The organism is Mucilaginibacter glaciei, assembly GCF_014773245.1.
GTDB lineage: Bacteria > Bacteroidota > Bacteroidia > Sphingobacteriales > Sphingobacteriaceae > Mucilaginibacter > Mucilaginibacter glaciei.
In genome coordinates this window covers 505,131-526,369 of sequence record NZ_JACWMX010000003.1, presented here as the reverse complement: position 1 = coordinate 526,369, position 21,239 = coordinate 505,131, and the positions used below count along the sequence as shown (strand labels likewise).

At 45.2% G+C, this 21,239-nt stretch carries 9 protein-coding genes; 2 read left to right on the top strand and 7 right to left on the bottom strand.

All coding sequences use genetic code 11. The features are described 5' to 3' along the window. The first annotated feature begins 3 nt into the window (after positions 1-3). A complete protein-coding gene (locus IDJ76_RS09800; protein WP_191163118.1) occupies positions 4-1,698 on the top strand; it encodes an alpha-L-fucosidase in 1,695 nt (564 codons plus the stop codon). Between the two features lie 285 nt (positions 1,699-1,983). Here IDJ76_RS09800 and IDJ76_RS09795 read toward each other — a convergent pair whose 3' ends face one another. The 5 genes from IDJ76_RS09795 to IDJ76_RS09775 all read right to left on the bottom strand — a co-directional run bounded on the left by IDJ76_RS09795 (position 1,984) and on the right by IDJ76_RS09775 (position 14,601). Continuing rightward, positions 1,984-4,746: a family 78 glycoside hydrolase catalytic domain gene (locus tag IDJ76_RS09795; RefSeq protein ID WP_191163117.1), complete on the bottom strand. Its 2,763-nt coding sequence runs from the start codon at positions 4,744-4,746 to the stop codon at positions 1,984-1,986. A gap of 79 nt (positions 4,747-4,825) precedes the next feature. Further along, positions 4,826-6,295: a RagB/SusD family nutrient uptake outer membrane protein gene (locus IDJ76_RS09790; protein WP_191163116.1), complete on the bottom strand. Its 1,470-nt coding sequence runs from the start codon at positions 6,293-6,295 to the stop codon at positions 4,826-4,828. 18 nt (positions 6,296-6,313) lie between these two features. Further along, positions 6,314-9,454, bottom strand: a complete 3,141-nt coding sequence (locus tag IDJ76_RS09785; protein ID WP_191163115.1) for a SusC/RagA family TonB-linked outer membrane protein — start codon at positions 9,452-9,454, stop codon at positions 6,314-6,316. Positions 9,455-9,847: 393 nt separating this feature from the next. Then, complete coding sequence (locus IDJ76_RS09780; RefSeq protein ID WP_191163114.1) at positions 9,848-11,278, bottom strand: arabinose isomerase; 1,431 nt, start codon at positions 11,276-11,278, stop codon at positions 9,848-9,850. 83 nt (positions 11,279-11,361) lie between these two features. Further along, positions 11,362-14,601 carry a family 78 glycoside hydrolase catalytic domain gene (locus IDJ76_RS09775; RefSeq protein WP_191163113.1) on the bottom strand — a complete coding sequence of 1,080 codons (3,240 nt, stop codon included), beginning with the start codon at positions 14,599-14,601 and terminating at the stop codon, positions 11,362-11,364. Positions 14,602-14,942: 341 nt separating this feature from the next. On the opposite strand from IDJ76_RS09775, the gene IDJ76_RS09770 reads away from it, so the two are divergent. Then, positions 14,943-17,339, top strand: coding sequence for an alpha-L-rhamnosidase-related protein (locus IDJ76_RS09770; protein ID WP_191163112.1), 2,397 nt, complete (start codon positions 14,943-14,945; stop codon positions 17,337-17,339). 70 nt (positions 17,340-17,409) lie between these two features. Here the strand turns inward: IDJ76_RS09770 and IDJ76_RS09765 are convergent, their stop codons facing one another. Both IDJ76_RS09765 and IDJ76_RS09760 read right to left on the bottom strand, forming a co-directional pair. Further along, a complete protein-coding gene (locus tag IDJ76_RS09765) occupies positions 17,410-18,954 on the bottom strand; it encodes an FG-GAP repeat domain-containing protein (RefSeq protein WP_191163111.1) in 1,545 nt (514 codons plus the stop codon). Between the two features lie 33 nt (positions 18,955-18,987). Beyond that, positions 18,988-21,237 carry a GH92 family glycosyl hydrolase gene (locus IDJ76_RS09760; RefSeq protein ID WP_191163110.1) on the bottom strand — a complete coding sequence of 750 codons (2,250 nt, stop codon included), beginning with the start codon at positions 21,235-21,237 and terminating at the stop codon, positions 18,988-18,990. Between the last annotated feature and the right edge of the window lie 2 nt (positions 21,238-21,239).

Here is a 21,239-nt window from a genome sequence, read left to right as displayed (position 1 = left end):
TGCATGGAAAAGATTTTAATTATACTACTTGCCGGTTTATTTTATATTAATAATTTACAGGCCCAAACGCCGGTAGCGCCACCAGCAGATCCTAAAATGAATTGGTGGAAGCACGATAAATTCGGCATGTTTATTCACTGGGGGCTGTACTCGGTTCCCGCAGGCACCTATCATGATAAAAAGATCAAAGGCATAGGCGAGTGGATCATGAATACCGCCAAAATCCCTGTAGCCGAGTATCAACAATATGCCAAACAGTTCAACCCCGACAAATATGACCCCGAAGCCTGGGTGAGGATAGCTAAAGATGCAGGGATGAAATACATTGTTATCACGGCTAAACATCATGATGGCTTTGCAATGTTCGACTCTAAGGTAACCGATTGGGACGTTGTAGATTCATCACCTTATGGCAAGGATATTATCGGCCCGCTGATTGCCGCCTGCCACAAAGCTGGCTTAAAAATAGGCCTTTACTACTCGCAGGCGCAAGATTGGCACCACCCCGGCGGGGCCGCGAGCGGCGGCCACTGGGATAAAGCACAAGATGGCAGCTTTGATGATTATATCGATAAAATTTCTGTTCCGCAGGTGAAAGAGATCCTGTCAAATTACGGGGGGATAGACGTTTTGTGGTGGGATACCCCGCAGGACATGACCCGCCCCCGTGCCGAAAAATTTGAAGCCGTAATTAAAAACTATCCGGCGCTCATCACCAATAACCGTTTGGGCGGCGGTTTTGACGGCGATACGGAAACCCCCGAGCAATTTGTACCGGCAACTGGTTTCCCCGGCCGCAATTGGGAATCGTGTATGACGATGAACGATACCTGGGGTTATAAATCATACGATGAGAACTGGAAAAGCCCTCAAACACTTATCCGCAACCTTGCGGATGTTGTGAGCAAAGGAGGTAACATGTTATTGAACGTTGGCCCCAATGCACGCGGCGAAATACCACAACCCAGTATAGACAGGCTGGCAGCTGTTGGTAAATGGCTAAAGGTTAACAAAGAATCCATTTATGGCACTACCGCCAGTCCCTTCCCCTATCTTTCGTGGGGGCGAGCTACGCGCAAGGGGCAAAAATTATACCTGCACGTGTTTGACAATCCTGCAGATGGCCGGTTAGTGGTACCCATGAAAAACAAGGTAAGCCATGCCTACTTGCTCGCAGATGCTGCTAAACGCGCGTTAAAGGTTAGCCTGATAAACGGGCGCAACGTAATAATTATACCCGCCAATGCAGCCGATTCAATTGATCGGGTAGTGGTTTTACAATTTGTCGGGCATCCACAAGTTGCCCCATCGCCGGGGTCTGGTAAAAAGGTAATAGCCTCGTCGCAAAAAGACAGCACTAACGCCCCTCAAAACCTTACCGACGGCAACCGTTTCACGCGCTGGCAGGCAGCCAAAGGCGACAAAAAAGCATGGCTGGAAATTGACCTGCAAAAGCCTGTACCTATCTCCACATTGATTTTAGATGAACCATGGCACCCCTGGGAGAATAAAAAACAAGAGATGGAGTTACAGTACAAACAAGGCGAAAAATGGGTAAGCATCCTTAAAAACACAACCGGTGGCAGTGGCTATATAACCGGTTTTAAACCTGTTACAGCGCGGTACTTCCGCTTGCTGATCGAAAATAAAATTGAAGAACCGGTACTTTTAGAATGGCAGCTATACGGGCCCGAATAAACATATGGCATTGGTGATCGCCCGCCAAAAAAATGGGCAATAATTGGGTTTACATACAAAACGACAATACGAAATTAAATAATTGATTATCATTTATTTATGATCAAATACTCTTCAAATTATGTAAACCTTTGTAAACCCAAATTGCTATTGTGCAATGCTGCTAATAGTGCCTCCGTCAGGTTCTTTTAACGAGCTGCAGCAAATATTTTAAACAAAACGGCCGCCTTTAAAAGGCGGCCGTTTCACTTTTTTACTGGGTAGTTGTTAATGCTAATTTGTTACTTAAGGTGTTACCGTAAACTTATACGTGCCTGATCCTGTTTGAACCATCGCCTTTCCGTTTTCATACCCCAATAGTTTGATATCCTTATTTACGGCGATGTCCTTACCGCTTTCGGCTATTTTGCTACCTCTATCGGCGGGAAGGTAAACAACCGCTGTAGTATTCACCGGGATGTTAACGATCATCGCAAAAAGCCCTTCCTTTTTATGCCACTCGTTGCTTATCGTGCCGTAAGGCGACTCGAAGCTGGCCTTTGTTTGTGTTACATCGCCAACAATTTCCGGCCGGATAATGATCTTTTTAAAGGCATTGGCACTGGTATCGGCCCTGATGCCACCTAAGCCGCTGTAAAACCATTCCATCAGGTGGCCCAGCATAAAATGATTGTTGGACGAGATCCGGTTGCCCGCCCATGATTCGGTAAGAGAGGTAGCACCCTGGGCAATCTGGTAACCATAACCCGGCACATCCGAGCGGCTGTTCATATCAAAAATAACATCAGACCGGCCTGCATCGTCCAGCACACGCAGCAGGTAACGGTACCCGATATCGCCTGCTGTAATACCATTATTGTGCGCGCGGATATCTTTCACCAGCATATCTATTACTTTACTCTTGTTAACATCCTCTACCAGGCCCATGTAAACCGCCATAGCATTAGCTGCCTGGCTGCCGGTACCATACTGGCCCTTATCTGCATTGTAAAAGGTTTTATTAAAGGCCGCCCTAACTTGAACGCCCAAGGCCCGGTAAGCCTTTTCATCATCAGCCTTACCCAGTATATGTGCTATTTTGGTTAACAAGGTTAGATCATAGTAGTAAATAGCCGTGCTGGTAATACCTGCCGGCGTTAACTGGGATGGGCCAAGATCCTTTGGGCCGATATCATACCAATCGCCGAGGCCAAAATAGAGGATATGGTTTTTAGATTTTTTCTCCAGGTAAGCTGCATAACGGGTCATCATACTGTAGCTTTCTTCCAGCACCTGTTTATCGCCATACCACTGATAAACGTAATAGGGCATAATGATGCCGTTACTCCCCCACTCGGGCGAATCGCGGAAACCGCCTCCAAATAGTGTGTATTCCGGCGCAATATCAGGGATCAGCCCTTCGGGAGTTTGCGCATTCATCATGTCCTTAATGATCTTGCGGCACAAAGAGGCAATATCATAATTATAGCGGATCGAGCTGCCCACCAGGTGTGCCTCTTCCAGCCAGCCCAGTTTTTCGCGGTGAGGGCAATCGGTAAATATACTTGCGGTATTACTCCTTATGGCCCAGTCTATCAGCGTAAAAGTTTTATTGAACAACTCGTTAGAACAGCTAAACGACCCTATGGTAGCCGCACTGTTACGAGTATGCAAACTTGCCATCTCCGTTATAATCGGTTGGTCACCCTCGTTAGATTCCCTTACCGGTACCGCACCTTCTACCTGTATGTATCTGAAACCGTAGTACATAAATTGCGGGTGCCATTTTTCTACCCCATCGCCTTTGAGGGTATAGTTGAAGTACACCGGTGCCCCTACAGGCGCCTGCAATACCAGGCCATTATTGTCAATAAGCTCCGCGGGGGTTAACTTAACCACCGCGCCGCGTTTACCCTTTACAGTTATCATAGGGATACCCGACGCATTTTGCCCCATATCATACACCCATACACCCGGTTTAGGCTGCGTGATCTTTTTAACATCAAACTTATCGAAAATTTTAAGCGGCTCTTCTTGCTGGGCTTCCAAACTCGGCGGCCCGTCAACAATCACTGCTTTTTTAAACTTGCTGTCGTTAAAACCGGGTTTGTCCCAGCCGCTTTGCGCTAAGGTGGCGTTATAGTCTTCGCCGCCGTATATGCTGGAGAAAGTAACGGGGCCGGGGGCAGTCTTCCAAGTGTTGTCACTTACTATATTTTGTTCGGTGCCGTCGGTATATTCTATCAATGTGCGGCAAATCATTTTTGGGAAGCCGTAGGCACCCTTTAGCTTACGATAACGCTCGCCGGGTACAAAATAAAACCCGTTACCCAGCATCACGCCCAGCACATTGCTGCCCTTTTGCAGCCGGTTAGTGATATCGAAAGTTACATATAAAGCATGTTTGCTATACTGCGTCCAGCCGGGGTCTAAAAAATGATCCCCAACTTTTTTGCCGTTAATATTAAGTTCGAACTGGCCAAGCCCTGTTACAAAAATGGTGGCCTTTTTAATGGTTTTACCCACCTGAAATTCTTTACGCATCAGTGGCAACACATCTTTGCCGGTATTCCATCTTTTGTCGCCGGGGTTATCAGTGGCTGGTACGATGTGCAGCGAATCGGGCATTTTTTCATAGCCGATCCATTGCGCGGCTTTCCAGTCGGTTTTGGCTAACAGGCCCATTTGCCATTTGCCTGCATTGCTCCATGCAGTGGCGTTACCATAATTATCCCATACCATCACCTTCCAATAGTAGGTTTTTGCTGCCTGTAGCGTTTTACCGGCGTAGCTTATTTGGATGGATTGGGCGGAGTTTACCTTTTTGGTATCCCAGACGTTACCGGTGTTATTAGCTAACAAGGCAGAGTCGTCGGCCACCAATACCCGGTAGGCCTTTTGTACACTATTGCGCCGATTAGCTTGTAGTGCCCATTGTAAAACAGGCCGCGGGTTATCTATCCCTAACGGTTGTTTGCGATAATCGCATTTTAACTGATGTACCAACGTTTGTGCGGATGAACCGAGTCCCGCCAAAACCAAAAAAATAAACATCGTAGCCTTCTGCATCCCTTAAAATTTAATTAACACACAACCCGTTAAACATTTTTTGTTCAACGGGTTGCAAGTTATGATATGTATTGAGTTATTAATAGCCCGGATTTTGTGTCAACTGCTTGTTAATATCCAGCTCACTTTGCGGCAGCGGAAATATTAACCTGTTTTGGGTAATATTTGTGTAAGCGTTTGCAGGCAGGTATGGCTGCTGTGTTTTAATGGTTGCCCCAAAGGCAGTCATCACGCTAATGGCCTGGCCGGTACGTACCAGATCAAGCCAGCGGTGATTTTCAAATGCAAGCTCAACACGGCGTTCCTTTGCAATCGCGACCCGCAGATCGGCTTGGTTTGCAGCTATCGTTGCTGCCAGCCCCGCGCGTGATCTTACCTGGTTAAGGTAGGGTATTGCCTGGCCGGCTTTGCCTTGTTCGTTCAAACATTCGGCAAGTAGGAGCAATACGTCTGCATAACGATAAATTATCCAGTCATCGCCGGTATTATTAAAGTTTGCATACGGCCCGTGTGTGTATTTTTTGCAATAAGTATCGGTTACCGTGTTACCATCTCCGTCTATATAGCTGAAGCCGATAGACGCATTTTTACGGGTATCGCCGGTTTCATAAGCTGCAATCAGATTTGGGGTGGGCTTATTCCATCCGCCGGTAGTCTTATTGTCGCCAGATGGGCCTAAAATGTTTTTAACATTTGAAATATTAGGCGCAAACTGAAACGCAAAATTACCCTGCTGCCCTTGTGGACCTTCTAAATACTGCACCTCGAAAATAGATTCAGCCGTATTGCGGGATGCGAATATATTGGCATAGTTAGGCACTAAACTGTAGCCAAGCTTAGTTACATCTGTTAATGCAGTTTCGGCTTCGGGGTAGCGTTTAAGCGTCATGTAAACGTAACCCAGCAATGTTTTTGCAGAACCCTGCGTTACCATGCCTAATGTAGTTTGTTTTGCGGGCAATAAACTTGCCGCGCTTGTTGCATCAGCTATGATCTGTTTGTATACATCATCTGCAGATGAGCGTGGCAGGGCAGTTTCGGCTACTGAACTTACCTCCTTTAAATGCAAAGGTACGCCACCAAAATACTGCACCAGTTCAAAGTAATAATAAGCGCGCAGAAACTGTGCCTGCCCTTTTAAATTAGCTTTTACGGCAGCATCTATTGTTGATGCATCTATTCGGTCTAATATGGCATTGGTACGGGCTATGCCAACATAACAGCTGGCGTATTTATTGGTGCCGTTCATATTGATCGCGATATCCAAAAAGCCCGAAATGTTCCATTTATCGCTAAACTGGCCGCCCTGCAAGCCGGGGCTGGCAAAATAAGTAGCATTGTCTGACCGCATTTCGCCCATCACATAAGCATCGTTGGTGATGCTGCGCAGTGGTACATATGAGCCTACAACCGCCTGGGTATAATCATCGGCAGTTCTAAAGAAAGTTGCCTCGGTTACAGTCGTTTTCGGTACTAATTCTATAAAGCTTTTTTTACAGGCAGATAAGCTTAATGCCAATACGCCTGCTAATAATATCCTAGTTCTCATAATTATATGATTATATATTTATTTTAAATTAACATTTACACCAAAACTGATGGTGCGCGGCACCGGGTATGAGGTATTGTCTATACCGATATTAACAACGCTGCTGCCTTCAACACCGCTTACTTCGGGGTTGGCACCTTTATATTTGGTAAATACGATCAACTGCTGGCCGCTGGTGTAAACACGTATGCTCTTGATATAATTATTGTTTTTCATTGGGATAGAATAGCCTAATGTTACGTTCTTAACCGTAAGGAAACTACCATCGCTTACCCACCGTGAATTGGTGTTACGGGCCAGAGCGGTACCTACCACGATTCGTGGATGCACGCCATCGCCCGGGTCAGCTTCAGATTTCCAGCGGTTAGCTACATCTTTCGTTACGTTAAACACACCGTCCAGATTCTGGGTGTACTCTAACGTACGGTTTTGCAAGTCGCCACCATAAGCGCCTGATACGGTAACGCCAAAATCGAAGTTCTTGTAGGTAAGGTTGTTGGTCATACCGTAGGTAAAATCGGGGTTAGGGTTACCAATAATGGTTTTATCCCTTGCATCTATTATACCATCGCCATTGGTATCAGCATATTTTACCGTACCAACCTGTGATGGCGAATCGCTGCCTGTGTATTTTGCCGAGGCGTCAAAATCGGCCTGATTTTTATAAACACCTATAAATTTGTAGCCATAGAACATACCCAGCGGCTGGCCTATCATTTCTATATTAGCACCATTTGGATCTCTTGGCAAACTGGTGCCGTATGGGCCTAAATCCAGGATCTTGCTGCGTACAAAACTGATATTGAAATTCGTTGACCATCTTAAAGCAGGACCTACCAAATTTTGACTGGTGATAGAAAATTCGTGCCCTTTAAACTGCAGCTTGGCAACATTATCAGCTATACTTGAGAAACCTGATTCGCGGGGAACGTTGATCTGGTACAACAGCGAAGAGGTGGTTTTGTGGAAGTAATCGTAACTAACGCTTATACGGCCTTTAAACAGGCTGAAATCAGCCCCGATATCCAATTGCTTTGATTTTTCCCAGCTTAAATTGTTGTTACCGATATTAGCGATGGATGTACCGGGGGTAAGCACTCCGTTAAAGCTGTAATTGGTTGTTTGCGTGTTAGGTATAAAGCCATAGTTTTGAATGTTAAAGTTACCGTTAACACCATAACCTGCACGCAGTTTCAGATCGGATATTGCCGGGATGTTTTGCATAAATTGCTCCTGAGAAACATTCCAACCCACAGATACCGCCGGGAAATTACCATATTTAGTATTGGGCGCAAAACGGGATGAACCGTCTCTTCTGAATGATGCAGAAACCAGGTATCTATTTTTGTAGTTATAGTTTAAACGTGATACAAAGGATGCCAGCGACCATTCCTGGATGCTTGTTGTTGGCGTATTAAACTGTGTAGCAGCCGCCAGTGACGGTATATTATCGTTAGGAAAACCAAAGCCCGATTGGGAGTTAAAATCCTGGTGATATTTTTGGGCGGTATAACCTACCAATACGTCAAAATTATGATCGCCAAAGCTATGTTTGTAATTCAGGGTATTCTCTGCCAGCCATGAGTAGTAAATGTTACTATATGCACTTGCAGAAGCCTGATTTGGCGGCGGGGCAAACAAACCGCCCGATGTAGATGGGCTCCAGGTTTGGTTTTGCTCATTAACATAATCGATATTCAACGAAGTACGGAAATTCAGATCTTTGATAATCTGGATATTAGCATAACCATTAGATAACAAACGCCCTTTTTGTGTATTGTTTTTGTTTTCTGTTGCAACGCGGTACCAGTTTGGGTTACCAAAAAGGCCGGGCGACTGCGAGGTTAAAGTAAGCGAACCATCAGGATTCCTCACAGGCGATATTGGAGAGCTGGTAATCGCATTTTGAATGATACCACCTCCAAAAATATTACCGTCAGTGTTGGTGTTGGCAAGCTTTTCGTAAGTTGGCGCTACATTCAACCCTACCGTAATTTTACTGTTAAACTTGTACTCCGAATTGACACGCGCAGAGTATCTTTTGTAGTTGGAAGCAACCAGCACACCATCCTGGTTGAGCACACCTATTGTAGCGGTAGTTGTGGATTTTTCCGTTCCGCTGTTTAATGCCAGGTTGTAGCTTTGAATTGGTGCGTTTCGTAACAAAACGTTATACCAATCGGTACCCTTGCCTGCATATTGCGACGGGTTTTGGTACTCGACAGGGATGGCTACTCCTGTGCCTCCATTCGCACGGTTTATCCGGTCCTGCTCTTTAAATACATCTTGCTCATACTGCGCAAATTCAACGGCATTCATTACATCAGGCCGCCCTTTTTGCGGCACAGTTTGTACACCGTAAAATGCGTTGAAGGTTAATGAATTTTGCCCGGCTTTTGCATGTTTAGTAGTGATGATGATAACACCATTGGCAGCCCTTGAACCATACAAAGCGGTAGATGATGCATCCTTCAATATGGTGAACGTTTCAATTTCATCGGGGTTAATGTTGTTGATATCACTCACAAGTGGAACGCCATCAACTACATATAAGGGCTGAGAGCTGCCACTACCAGAAAATGTTACCGCTCCGCGGATACGGATAGACATGCCCTGGCCCGGTATACCTGTAGTTTGGTTTACCTGCACACCGGGGGTTTTTCCTTGTATCATTTGCGTGAACTGGGTTACCGGCGCATCTTTTACATCATCAGCTTTAATTGACGTAACAGCACCTGTGATGTCACCTCTTTTTTGTGATCCGTAGGCTACAACAACAACTTCGTTGAGTTTTCTTTCGTCGTTTGCCAATTTTATATTAATAACTGCGCTGTTGTTCACGGCCACCTCTTTGGTTTGAAAACCGATATAGCGTACCAACAGCGTTGCATTGCCATCGCGCACGTTTAATTTGAATTTGCCGTTAACATCGGTAGACACACCATTGGGAGTCCCCTTTTCGCTCACAGTTACACCAACCAGCACTTCGCCGGTTTCTGAAGTAACTGTTCCGGAAACTTCAAATGCAATTGGGTTTAGGTTGTGATTAGCTACCAATGCCTGGGCACTATTTACTATCAAAGATAAAAGAAGTAAAAAAGTACAGGCAATACGGATGCTTGCCCCCGTGTAGGGAGTTCTTTTTGTAAAAAAAATCATAATTTTGAATTAGGTTAATTAATGGATTAACTAAATGATTGCATTATCTATTCCAGCAGGCAATACAACTCATTGGATTAAGCAGGTATAACAATACCTGCTTATTTTTTTCCTTATTCCTTCCCCATACGTTAAATTAAATTAATAACATGTTGAATGATCAATTAAAATGGTGGCAATAAAATTTATTATAATTGGCTTACTAAAAAAGTGCCACTACAGATCGGGCTACTTCGTTCTTTTCAAATTTAAGATAGTGTAAAGGCAAAAAGGATATATAAAATGGCAATTCAATTGTATAAAATGATATAACTATTAAATTTTAACACCGATAGTGTATCCGCAGTACTATTATCACTCACCACAAACTACGCTCAAGCCCTAACCTCAATCTTAACAAACCTGTATCACATCAATATTAAGAAGCTGGCCAAGTTTGTGCAGCTTGCTGCCGATATGGCCAACACCCACGGCACAATGATGCGCCGGGCCGTAACTGTTCCAGTTATTTACAAATTTACGCGCCCCGATATCGAATTTATAACGGCTGTTGGTGTTGCCTATTTCCAAGATAGGCCCCGGTACCGATTCGCCCTCAGCAACCAGCAGCATGAGTTTACCGCCGGCCTGCTCTACTACAGATAGTAATGTAACCGGGCCATTCTTTACAGACATTTCTACCGATAAGCCCTTACCTACTTTACCGTGGTACACTTCTAATGGCCTTACCTTTGTTTTACCCTCTGCAATGGCGATGTGGCCGGGCCCATCATGACCCATTAGTACTACATCGGCAGCAAAATCCATGGCGTAATATTCTGTGAAAGATCCGCCCGCGCCAAAGCTGTCCATTATCTTCATGGCTTGTGCATTCTTTATTTCATACTCGCCTGCTACCGGGATGCCCCTGGCAGTAAGTAAAGAATTACCCAAAATAATGGAGCTGATGCTATCCTCATTATCGGCATTACCGGTGCCTTTATAATAGTAGGCCAACGACCCTAATTGATGATTTTCAACCAACTGATCGAGCGCCAGCGAGGTACGGGCGGCTCGTTCCAGTTCTTCCTGGGTACAGCCGTCCATTATTTCAAACTTATCGCCAAATAGTTGCACCCGTTCCCTGATAGCGGCATCACTGATATTACGGCGCAAAGCAGCCAGCTCATCTACTTCAAGTAATTCGATATGGCCGCCAAAAGCAGCGTATTGCTGGGTTAGGTCAGTATAAATATCCAGCATGCCGCTATAATAATGCCCCATGCAACCCAGGCGGTTAAAAGCCATGGTATGGGCCACGCGGGCAGCTTCTATCCATTCGGCTACTTCATCCCAGCATTCAGGATCGTGGTGCAGCATACCTGTAACCTGGTGGAATTTGATACCCGTTCGGTTAAAAACATTAGCCAGCTCTGGCACTGGGCAAGCCGAGCAATAGGCCAGCCACTCCCCTGTCATTTGCTTCCGATCATTCATGCTATTAAAGGCCTGGTAATCGATCGCGGCTTCGGGCGAAAGGTTTAGAATGATCACGGGTACTTTTGCCCGCTGCACTACAGGTAAAACCGTGGCAGATAGCGCGTAGGTGGTGACGTATAAAAATATGATATCAACGTCTTCCTTTTTAAATGTAACACCCGCAGCAAAGGCTTTGTCGGGCGAGTCTACCAGTCCCAGATTTACTACCGCCGGATGAACCTGGCTGATTTTTGCTTCCACAACGGCCAGATACCCTTCCAATCTTTCTTTCAACCCATTAAACTGTTCCCAATAAACCTCCAGGCCGATGCCGAACAATCCAATTTTTAAAGTACTTTGCTGCATATACGTTTATATATAATCCTTATTTGCGTACTCATCATTTTCAAACCGATAGCCTGATCTGAATGTGATGGCTTTACCAAGTGTTATTCTTTAATAGTAAAATTATAACTACCAGACTTTAGCTGATAAACAAGGACTCCTTTGTCCTTTTTCAGGAGGCTTATGCCCTCCGCACCTGCTATATTCCTATCGCCTTCCATTATATTTTTTTCGTTCGAAGTGGGCAGATAAATGGTTGCCAGTGTGTTGGGCGGTACGGTAACTGCTATTGTTACCGCATCATTAGCCCTTTTCCATTCGCATTTTATATCACCGCTTACAGCTGTATATGATCCTCTTACCCAATCCAGCTCTTTTAATAAAGCCGGTTTGATCACAAATTGCCTAAAGCCGGGGCCGGCTTCGTCTGGTCGGATCCCGATCAGATCGTTAAAGAACCATTCATTGATCTGGCCCGACATAAAATGATTTTGCGACCCAAAGTTACCCACCCCTGCATCCCACTTTTCGGTAAGGCTGGTGGCACCCATTTTTAACTGATAGCCGTAGCCGGGCCTGTCTGCCTGGTTGTTCATATCGAATACTACGTCAGACCGGCCTTCATCTGCCAGCGCCCGCAGTAAAAACCGATAGCCAACTTCGCCCGTGGTAAAACTGTTATTGTGGCTGCGGATATCCTTTACCAATGCATTTAACAGGTGCGGCCGGTTCTGCGGTTCTGCTATGTTAAAAAACAAGGGCATAGCCGCGCAAGTTTGCGATCCGGTAGCATAAACGCCGGTTTGCGCGTTGTAAAAGGTTTTGTTAAAGGCAGTCTTTATATTTTCTGAAAATGTTTTGAATGCTATAGCATCCTCCTTTTTATTTAACCGCTCTGCAATGCGGTACATTATCCAGTTATCGTAATAATAAACAGCGGTGCCGGTAAAAGAAACAGGTGTAAGCTGCGACCCCCAAGGTTCTTTTGGCCCTATATCATACCAATCGCCCAAGCCTATAGGTATAATATCGTCTTTGGCTGCTGCAGATAAGAAGCCGAGATACTTTTTCATCCGGCTGTAATAGCGTTCTAAAAGAGAGATATCTCCCGAAAAAAGATACTGCTGCCAGGGCACGATAATAAAAGAACTCCCCCACTCGGCCGAGTTACGGAAAGCATTGGTAAGCGCAGGCGAGCCCGCGATAAAATACTCAGGTGCAATATTAGGTACCAGGCCGTTATCCAGTTGCGCATCGGCCATATCATTCATACTTTTGCGAAACAGCGGGGCCATATCAAAATTATACCTTAAAGCAGGGCCGTTTAAATGATTCTCTTCCAGCCAGCCCATTTTTTCGCGCTGCGGGCAATCGGTCATAAAGCTCATCATATTACTGCGCTGTGCCCAGCGTACCAGGCTATATGTTTTATTAAACAGCTCGTTCGAGCTTTTAAAGCTACCGACAGGCGTTGACGCGGAGTGGACGATTACATCATTTAACTGTTCTATCTGAGGCAGGCCGCCATTTGCCGAGGGGTAAAGTTCTACCTGCAGATAGCGGGCACCTTGGTAAAAGAATTTGGGAAACCAGCTCTCGGCACCGTTGCCCGCTAAAGTGTACTGCCACCAGGCGGGCCGTACACCATCCTGCGTGGCCGAGCGGCGATCTGCCAGTCCGTCCGTGCCCAATAACTCCGTCGGGATCAGCCGCACGTATGACCGTTTTGGCCCACTAACTTTAAGTGATGGCATCATGGAAGCATTCTGGCCAAAATCGTAGATAAAAATGTTTGCATTTACCTTTGTGATCTTAAAAGGTTTTAAAGTATCTATTGCGGTTATTGGCGGTGCCGAGCAAGATAGCCCCTTTAACACACCGCCGGGGCCTTCAGTTTCTATCGCTTTACGCCAGCTGGTGGTTGTTTTAAAGCCGGGCTTATCCCAACCTTTCGGCTGTAAATTGGCGTTATAATCCTCGCCGCCATACAAATTGCTGTAGGTTACCGGGCCGGGTGTTACCTGCCAGGTTTTGTCGGTGTTTACCCACTGCACAGTTTTATCCGCATACTCCAATCTTAATTGGGCGATAGCCTTTGCCGGCCCGAACGTGTTGATGAACTTTACATAGCGCAAAGTATCGGGCTGAATATTGTACATACCGTTACCTAATATGATGCCCAGCGCGTTTGAACCACTTTTTAGTTGGGGGGTAACATTATAAGTGTCGTACAAGACCGTTTTTCTATAGTCCGTCCACCCGGGGCTGAATAAATTTTTACTTACCTTTTTGCCGTTAACCGTTAACTCAAAAGCCGACAGGCCGCTAACGCATACAACTGCACTTACCAAACGAGGCTTTACTTTAAAATCTTTACGTAACAGTATGGAGGAATAATTAGGAGAAGCTTTTTCATCCCGCACGCGGTCGGTAAGCCTGCTTTTATTAAACCCGTTACTTTCATCACTGTCTGTGGCTTTAATGGGCCGACCCGATGCGATATTCTGACCTGCGGACATCACCATTAGCTGTCTTAAGGCGAAAGCAAAGCCATCATTAATGCGGGCCAGTTTGGTCACCGCAACCCTAACGTACCGCGCCCTGGCATAGCCTTTATAAACATGCGCCGGCGCATACCGTGGTACGTTAAAATCGGCACCTGTAAAATCTGCAATGGTTTTTGCTGTTTTAAACTCAGGGTCATTTGCAACTAATATTTTAAACCGGCGAGGAAAGCCATAGCCACCCCTATCAGCATAAAAAAGCGGATACAATAAAATTTCAGAAAAGGCTTGTAAGCTACCCAGATCTACCTGTACCCATTTTTCAGCACCTTCAGTTGCAGCATCTGCCGATTTATACCCCACTGGGCTTAAAGCATATTTATCGGCACCGGCGGCACTTATCCAGCGTGCTTTCCATTCGGTACGTTGTAATATGCCCATTGTAAAGCTGGCAGGGCTGCTCCAGGCAGATATCCGGCCTTTCTCATCCCAGATACGCACCTTCCACCAGTACCGCAGGCCAGACAATAATGGCTTTCCCGCATAACGGATGTAGGCCATCTGATCGGTGTCGATCCTCTTTGAATCCCACATGTTGTTACCGGCTTTGAAATCAGGTGTACCGGCAACTATCACCTGGTAGGCTGTTTGTACAACGCCCCGGCGGTTGTCACCGGCTTTAATAACATAACTGAAGGTAGGATTTTCAACATCTATCCCCAGCGGCTCGTTACGCAGCTCGCAAGCCATCTTTACGGGAAGTAGCTGACCATAGGCCACAGCGCTAATCCCACAGAACAGGGTGCATAGTAAAAATATCTTTTTAGCTACTAAGCGCATTTGATTTGATAAAAGCCGGGCAATATTTGGTTGACATGCACCTATACCGGCAGGTAAAAATTTTCGATTAAATAATTTGATTCAGTGCAGGTTAAGCCCGGAAATACATTGGTTTACAAGATCAAATTTATTAAAATAGCTTGCGGGTTAAATATCCATTTTGATAAAACAATTGTACAAAATGACAATCTGTTAAAATAGCCGCGGGTATTTACCATATTTGAGCGATTTGCCTGTACACGGCTGTTATAATGTGCTTTTTTATAAATCGTGGTAACGGAAACCGGGCATAATAAGTGTCGCTAAAATATAACATTCAACCTAAACAATATCCCTAAAGAATGACGTATCACAGGTATAAAAACGTAGTTTGTTCCGGTGTCGGGCTCTTATTGTTCGCATTTTCGATGGTGGCAAACGCACAAGACAGGGTTTCAAAAATTCTGGATAAAAGTTATATCTGGAATGCAGTCGACACTACTAAAAGGGGGGATCTGCATGTAGTTTTTAGAAAAAGCTTTACCCTCACCGATACCAAAGCGCCTGCAACACTTAACCTATTCGCCTATAATCGTTTCGCAGTTTTTATTAATGGAGAATACCTTATGCGCGGCCCTGTCCGTTTTGAAAACAAAGGGCCACAATACGCCAACGCTAATATATCATCCTACCTTAAAAAAGGCACCAATACCGTTGTAGTTGTAGTACACCGCTTTGACCACACCGGGCAAATAATGGCTCATGAAGCTGGCTTTACCGCGCTGATAGAACTTAAAGGCGCTACCAACCGGCAAATAAAAACGGACGCGAGCTGGAAGGTAATGCCCGAACTATCTTACACCGAGCGGCCCTTTGCATGGTCATCAATCCGTGAGAATATTGATGCCCGTAAAATGCCTACAGGTTATACCTCAGGCACGTTTAACGATGAGCTGTGGGACAATGCTGTCAAAGTTAAAAACGTGGCTAATTTCTTTCCTCTTCGTAAGCAGGAACTCCCCTTTCAGCAGGAAACGGTAATCAGTAATTTGACTATTAATGGTAAACCAGCTAATGGCCAACTGCCGCTAACCATAAAAAAAGGCGATACGCTCAAAGTAACCCTGCCCGATTATTACCAGGCCTACCTGAATTTAGATCTGGATGCAAAAGAAGGGGTCGTTTTGCGCTTATTTGATAAAGATGGCGAGCTGAACAACTCATACACTACTCGCAACGGATTGCAAAATTATACCACCTACGATACATACGGCATCAAACACTTTACTATTTATACGGCCAATGGCGAATTAAAATTAAACAGGCTGAGCGTAACCGAGCGGCGGTATCCATTTAAACGTACCGGCAGCTTTACCAGCAGCGACAAAATGCTCAATACCCTTTGGGACAGGCTCACCCGGTCGTTACAGATATTGAGTGAAGATGCTTACGATGATTGCGCCGACCGCGAAAGAGTAGAGTGGATGGATTGCGACCCGCCTGCCTTCGACGTAACCCGCACAGCCATGCAGGGCCCCGATCTTAACGGAAAGAAAATGTATGCCGATGCCCGTTTGTTAAAAGAAATGCTGCGCCGTACCGCATTAACCCAAACGCCCGACGGACGGGTGAAAGCGCATACAGCATCAGACCGATGGGATATTCATGGTTATATGGAAGACAGGACCTGCGACTGGGTAGAAGGTGCCCGCAGATATTATGAAACTACGGGCGATAAAGCCTTTATAAAAGAATTATGGGTGCCCATAACCCGGCAGTTAAACTGGTTTTTGGCGCGCCGTACAGTACGCGGCCTAGTTAAGGCAAGGGAATGGGAAGTATCTACCAACCCCTTACGTTACCAGGTTTGCGAAGGCACGGGTTTAAATGCTTTTATATATAAAGCACTTGCAGATGCCGCCTACCTGGGCATAGTGATAGGAAAAAACAAAGAAGCTACGTTTTTAGCCAATGCGGCAACCAAACTTCGCGTGGCTATAAACAAGCATTTATGGGATAAAAGCAAAGGCACTTACTACAGTGGTTATATGGATGATGAGGCAGCTGCAAAAAAGCTATTCGCGGCGCAGCACATGAACATCAGCATAAAAGACGGTTACGCCGAGCCAACCTTTGAAGCAGCCGTTTTTGCTGTAGATCAGGCTGTTGTACCGGCGGCACGTTTAGATAGTGTGAAACAATTTATGAAAGGCAAATGGGATAAACCATATTGCTTTATGACCTATTACTACAGTTTTAAACAGATGTATGCCGAAAACAAGGTTAAAACTGATGAAAAGGTCCTGGATATGATACGTGAGCGCTGGCAGCCCGCGCTTGATTACGACTGGCAAACCGCCTGGGAACATTATTTTGAAGAAGGCAGTAAAGTTCATATATATGGTATCCACCCGGCCTATTTCCTGAGTTCGTATGTTTTAGGCGTAAGGCCCGATGGCCCGGTTTGGACCAAAAAAATAGTTATAGAACCACACCTGGGCGATCTAAAATATGCCAGTGGAAATGTGGGCACTGAATTTGGCAATGTAGCCGTTGCCTGGACAAAAACTGATACCGGAATGACTTTTACTGCAGATGTGCCAAAGGGCGTAACGGCCACGCTAAAACTTAACGGAGAGCATGAAATAGCCCGGCTTGAATTAAACCACAAAAAAGCAGCACTTAAAAAAGCAGGCGATCAGTACACCACCATATTAAGCGGCGGCAAATGGGTGGGTACGGTCGATTATAAAAATTAAATGGATAATCCCTTGAAAAAACTATTTACCTACGTTGAACTCCATTTATAGCGGTGCACTAAAGCTTTAATTACCTGATATACTGATTTAAAAAAATAACCAGCCCGTATTTAGCTTCTTTCCATTTTTGGTCAAGTTGCGGCGGTACGCTGCCGGGGCTTTGGGCAAAATTACCGGCGATAATATCCATATCGCCGTCGCCATCAATATCTGCCTTCTCGAGCGTTAGGCTTTTTAAGGGTACGTTGCTTTTTAAAATGTACGATTTAAAGTTATAATTAACCCCGCCCTTGTTTTCCAGGTAAATAAAAGATTCATCTATCAGCGGCCCAAAATCAGGAAAAAAGGCACTGGCGGCAAAATCAATATCTCCGTCTTTATCAAAATCGTCTGCTACTACTCGCGTTCCCCCATACATGGGGTAAAAATATTTTTCGGTAAAAACACCATTGCCCTGGTTAATATTCAAGCGGATGCCGTGATAAGATTTTAAAATATTGGAGTAGTCGGCATTATCGCCATGCACGGTTACAATATCGGTAAGGCCATCATGGTTATAATCTACCAAAACCATATCGGTAGTGCCGTAATTAGGCGGGAACCGTAAAACTCTTTTGGCCTTGAATTTCAGTCCGGGCTTCTGGTAAAAGATGTAAACACTTTCGTCGCCCTGCGAAAACATCGCGATGATATCTTTCTTACCATCACCATCCATATCCTGTACAAAGCACTTAATTGCACCTGCTACAGGCAGTAAAACCTCTTCAGTATATTTGCCGGTTTTTTGCTTCTTAAAAAGCGATAGCGAGCCCGTTTTATTGCCAAAATTGCAAATCACCACTTCGGGTACACCATCGTCGTCCAGATCGTCCATCACGGTATTTACAGGCCGGTGTAAGTTGTTCAGTATAGGCGTGCCAACCTGTCCATCCAGTTTAGCGTAGCTGCCGGTACTTAATTCGGTAGGATATAATTTTCCTATTTGGGTAAAGTAAGTATCGCCTTTGTAAAAATTAAAATCAACTACCGGGCTTTTGCTTTCGATGGTTTTGGTTACCCCCGCTTTGTAATCCCAGCAAAACACAGTATTGAAATAATTGCCTATCCAAAGTGTTTTCGTTTGATCGTTGTATTTTAACCCGGTGATCAACGACGGGCTTTGCAGATCAACCTGTACATCTTCCCTTGTGAATTGTGTTAAGGGAGCGTTTCTTGTAATCCGAGACGGATCGGCAATCACCGTATCGGGCGCGTTGCTGATCACGTATTGCTCCAGTTTGTGCCATTCCGCATCAGATAAAACGGGTTCGGTGGGGATGATGTTATTTTTATTGACGATCAACTTCTCGTCCGGCGATAAGCCCCGCAGCGGATCGTAATTAGGGTAAATGATGCCCATACGGCTGGCCATAACCGGCAACACATGCAATTTCCAGATCTGCTTGGTCAAGCTTGCCGGATCGGGCAGTAAATGGCATGACGAGCAATAGGTTGTAAACAACGCCTTGCCGTCATTGGCTTGCTTATGCTTTTTAGTTTTGTTGGTGAAAGCGTTAAGACCGATGAACCCGGTAGATATAAAAAGGCCTGCAAACAATATCTGTGTAAATCTCATACTAAAATTTGCAAGCCTTTATAAACGATGCAGTTAATTTACGGAGTGTGGCCTGTCCGCGGTTTGCGTGCCGAAACTGCCCGGCTTTGCCCCCATGGTAATCACCATTTCGCCGCCTGCTGTGATTGCAGTGTGTGCCAAATAATTATGAGTGTAAGCGCTGCCGTTCATGGTTATACTTTGAATATATTTATTAGCTGTGCTGTTGTTTTTAACCACGATGTGAAACTTTTTACCGGTAGGTAAAGTTATGGTAGCCTCGTTTACACGTGGGCTGCCAAACACGTAAGTACCATTTGCAGGGTTGACCGGGTAAAAACCAACGGCAGATAAAACATACCATGCCGACATTTGGCCGACATCCTCATTGCCAATTATCCCGTCGGGTTTTGTGGTGTAAAAGTTATCCAAAATATAGCGAACCTTGTCGGCAGTTTTCCAGGGCTGGCCCACGTAGGCATATAAATAAGCAATGTGATGGCTCGGCTCGTTACCGTGCGCGTATTGGCCGATTAACCCCGAAATATCCGGTGAGTGTTCTTTACCCAGATCGCCTTTGGCAATAAACAACGAATCAAGCTTATTGCTAAAAGGCTTTTCGCCGCCCTGTAAGGCAATCAGGCCTTCCACATCATGCGGTACCAGCCAGGTGTACTGCCAGGCGTTTCCTTCTGTATAATCATCCTGCTCGTGGCGCGATTCAAACGGACTAAACGGTGTGCGCCATTGCGTTGCCGATACCTTACCCCGCATAAAGCCGGTTTGCTTATCAAAATAGTTCTGATAATTTTTAGCACGTTTACTAAAATATTGGTAATCAGCTGTATTTCCCATTTTTTTGGCCATTTGTGCAATACACCAATCGTTAATGGAATATTCCAGTCCCATCGCTACCGATTCTACGGTACTATCGGCAGGTATAAAGCCTAATTCTTTTACAAATTTAAGGCCGCGCTTGTCCTGCATCTGGGTGGCTTTCACTGCCTCATAGGCAAGTTTAGCATCGAAACCTTTGAAGCCTTTCAAATAAGCATCCGCCACAACGGCTACAGCACTGTTGCCCACCATGGTGTTAGTTTCATTCGCCATCAAATGCCATACCGGGAGTTTGCCTTGCTCTTTGTAAATAGCCAGCATGGTATTGATCATATTACTCACGCGCTCGGGCTGCATAATGGTATAAAGCGGGTTTGCCGAGCGGTAAGTATCCCATAAAGAAAACGTAGTCAGATTGGTAAAAGATTCACCCTTGTGCACCTGTTTATCTGCCCCCCAATAATCGCCGTTTACATCATTAAAAGTTGATGGGGCAATCATGGTGTGATACAAAGCCGTATAAAACTTTTTGAGTTGTGATAAAGAATCCGTTTTGATCTCGATCTTTTGCAGCTCTTTGTTCCAGCTGTTATTGGCATCAGCTACAACTTTATTAAAATCCCATCCCGGTAATTCAGTATTGATGTTTAACAAGGCATTAGCTGTACTTACAGGCGAGATACCTACTTTGATAAATACTTTTTCACCTGCGGTAGTACTGAACGATAAAACACCCTTTACCTTTTGTCCTGTAGCTGTTAAACCCTTTTGCAGGGCAGTACTGTCGTAAACCGCAAATTTGGTAATGGGTTTAGAGAACACCGCTGTGAAATAGATGCGTTGCGCGCGCGCCCATCCCCTTGAATAGCGGTAACCTTCTACCGTGGTGCTGTTTACCTGTTTAATGTAGGTCTCCGTCGGGATATCGGCGATACCTTCTGCCAGGTCGATCAGGATATTGGCTTGCTTTGCAGCCGGGAAGGTATATTGATGAAAGCCCACCCGGTTCGTTGCTGTAAGCTGCGCCCTGATATCATACTTTTTTAACTTAACACTATAATACCCCGGCTTGATCACTTCATCTTTATGACTGAACAGCGAGAAGTACCCCGCCTGCGGGTTTTTAATATCACCTTTATTTACGTTAACCGCGCCGGTTGTAGGCATGATAGAAATATCGCCCAGGTCGCCAATACCGGTACCGCTGAGGTGGGTATGCTGAAAGCCAATGATGGTCGAATCGGAGATATGGTAGCCCGAGCACCAGTCCCACCCTTTTGAAAGTTGCGTGGGGCCTAACTGTATCGCACCGAAAGGTACATTAGCCCCAACAAAAACGTGCCCGTGAAAGCCTGTGCCAATGAGTTGATCTACATATTGTGTTAACTGCGGTTTAGCCTTATTTTGGGCAAACAACTGGCTTGCAGCAGTTGCTATGATCAGTGTAAAAATGAATTTGCGTTTCATTA

Coding starts and splice junctions, on each gene's coding strand:
- IDJ76_RS09800 (WP_191163118.1), top strand. CDS start 4: ATGGAAAAGATTTTAATTATACTACTTGCCGGTTTATTTTATATTAAT.
- IDJ76_RS09795 (WP_191163117.1), bottom strand. CDS start 4,746: ATGCAGAAGGCTACGATGTTTATTTTTTTGGTTTTGGCGGGACTCGGT.
- IDJ76_RS09790 (WP_191163116.1), bottom strand. CDS start 6,295: ATGAGAACTAGGATATTATTAGCAGGCGTATTGGCATTAAGCTTATCT.
- IDJ76_RS09785 (WP_191163115.1), bottom strand. CDS start 9,454: ATGATTTTTTTTACAAAAAGAACTCCCTACACGGGGGCAAGCATCCGT.
- IDJ76_RS09780 (WP_191163114.1), bottom strand. CDS start 11,278: ATGCAGCAAAGTACTTTAAAAATTGGATTGTTCGGCATCGGCCTGGAG.
- IDJ76_RS09775 (WP_191163113.1), bottom strand. CDS start 14,601: ATGCGCTTAGTAGCTAAAAAGATATTTTTACTATGCACCCTGTTCTGT.
- IDJ76_RS09770 (WP_191163112.1), top strand. CDS start 14,943: ATGACGTATCACAGGTATAAAAACGTAGTTTGTTCCGGTGTCGGGCTC.
- IDJ76_RS09765 (WP_191163111.1), bottom strand. CDS start 18,954: ATGAGATTTACACAGATATTGTTTGCAGGCCTTTTTATATCTACCGGG.
- IDJ76_RS09760 (WP_191163110.1), bottom strand. CDS start 21,237: ATGAAACGCAAATTCATTTTTACACTGATCATAGCAACTGCTGCAAGC.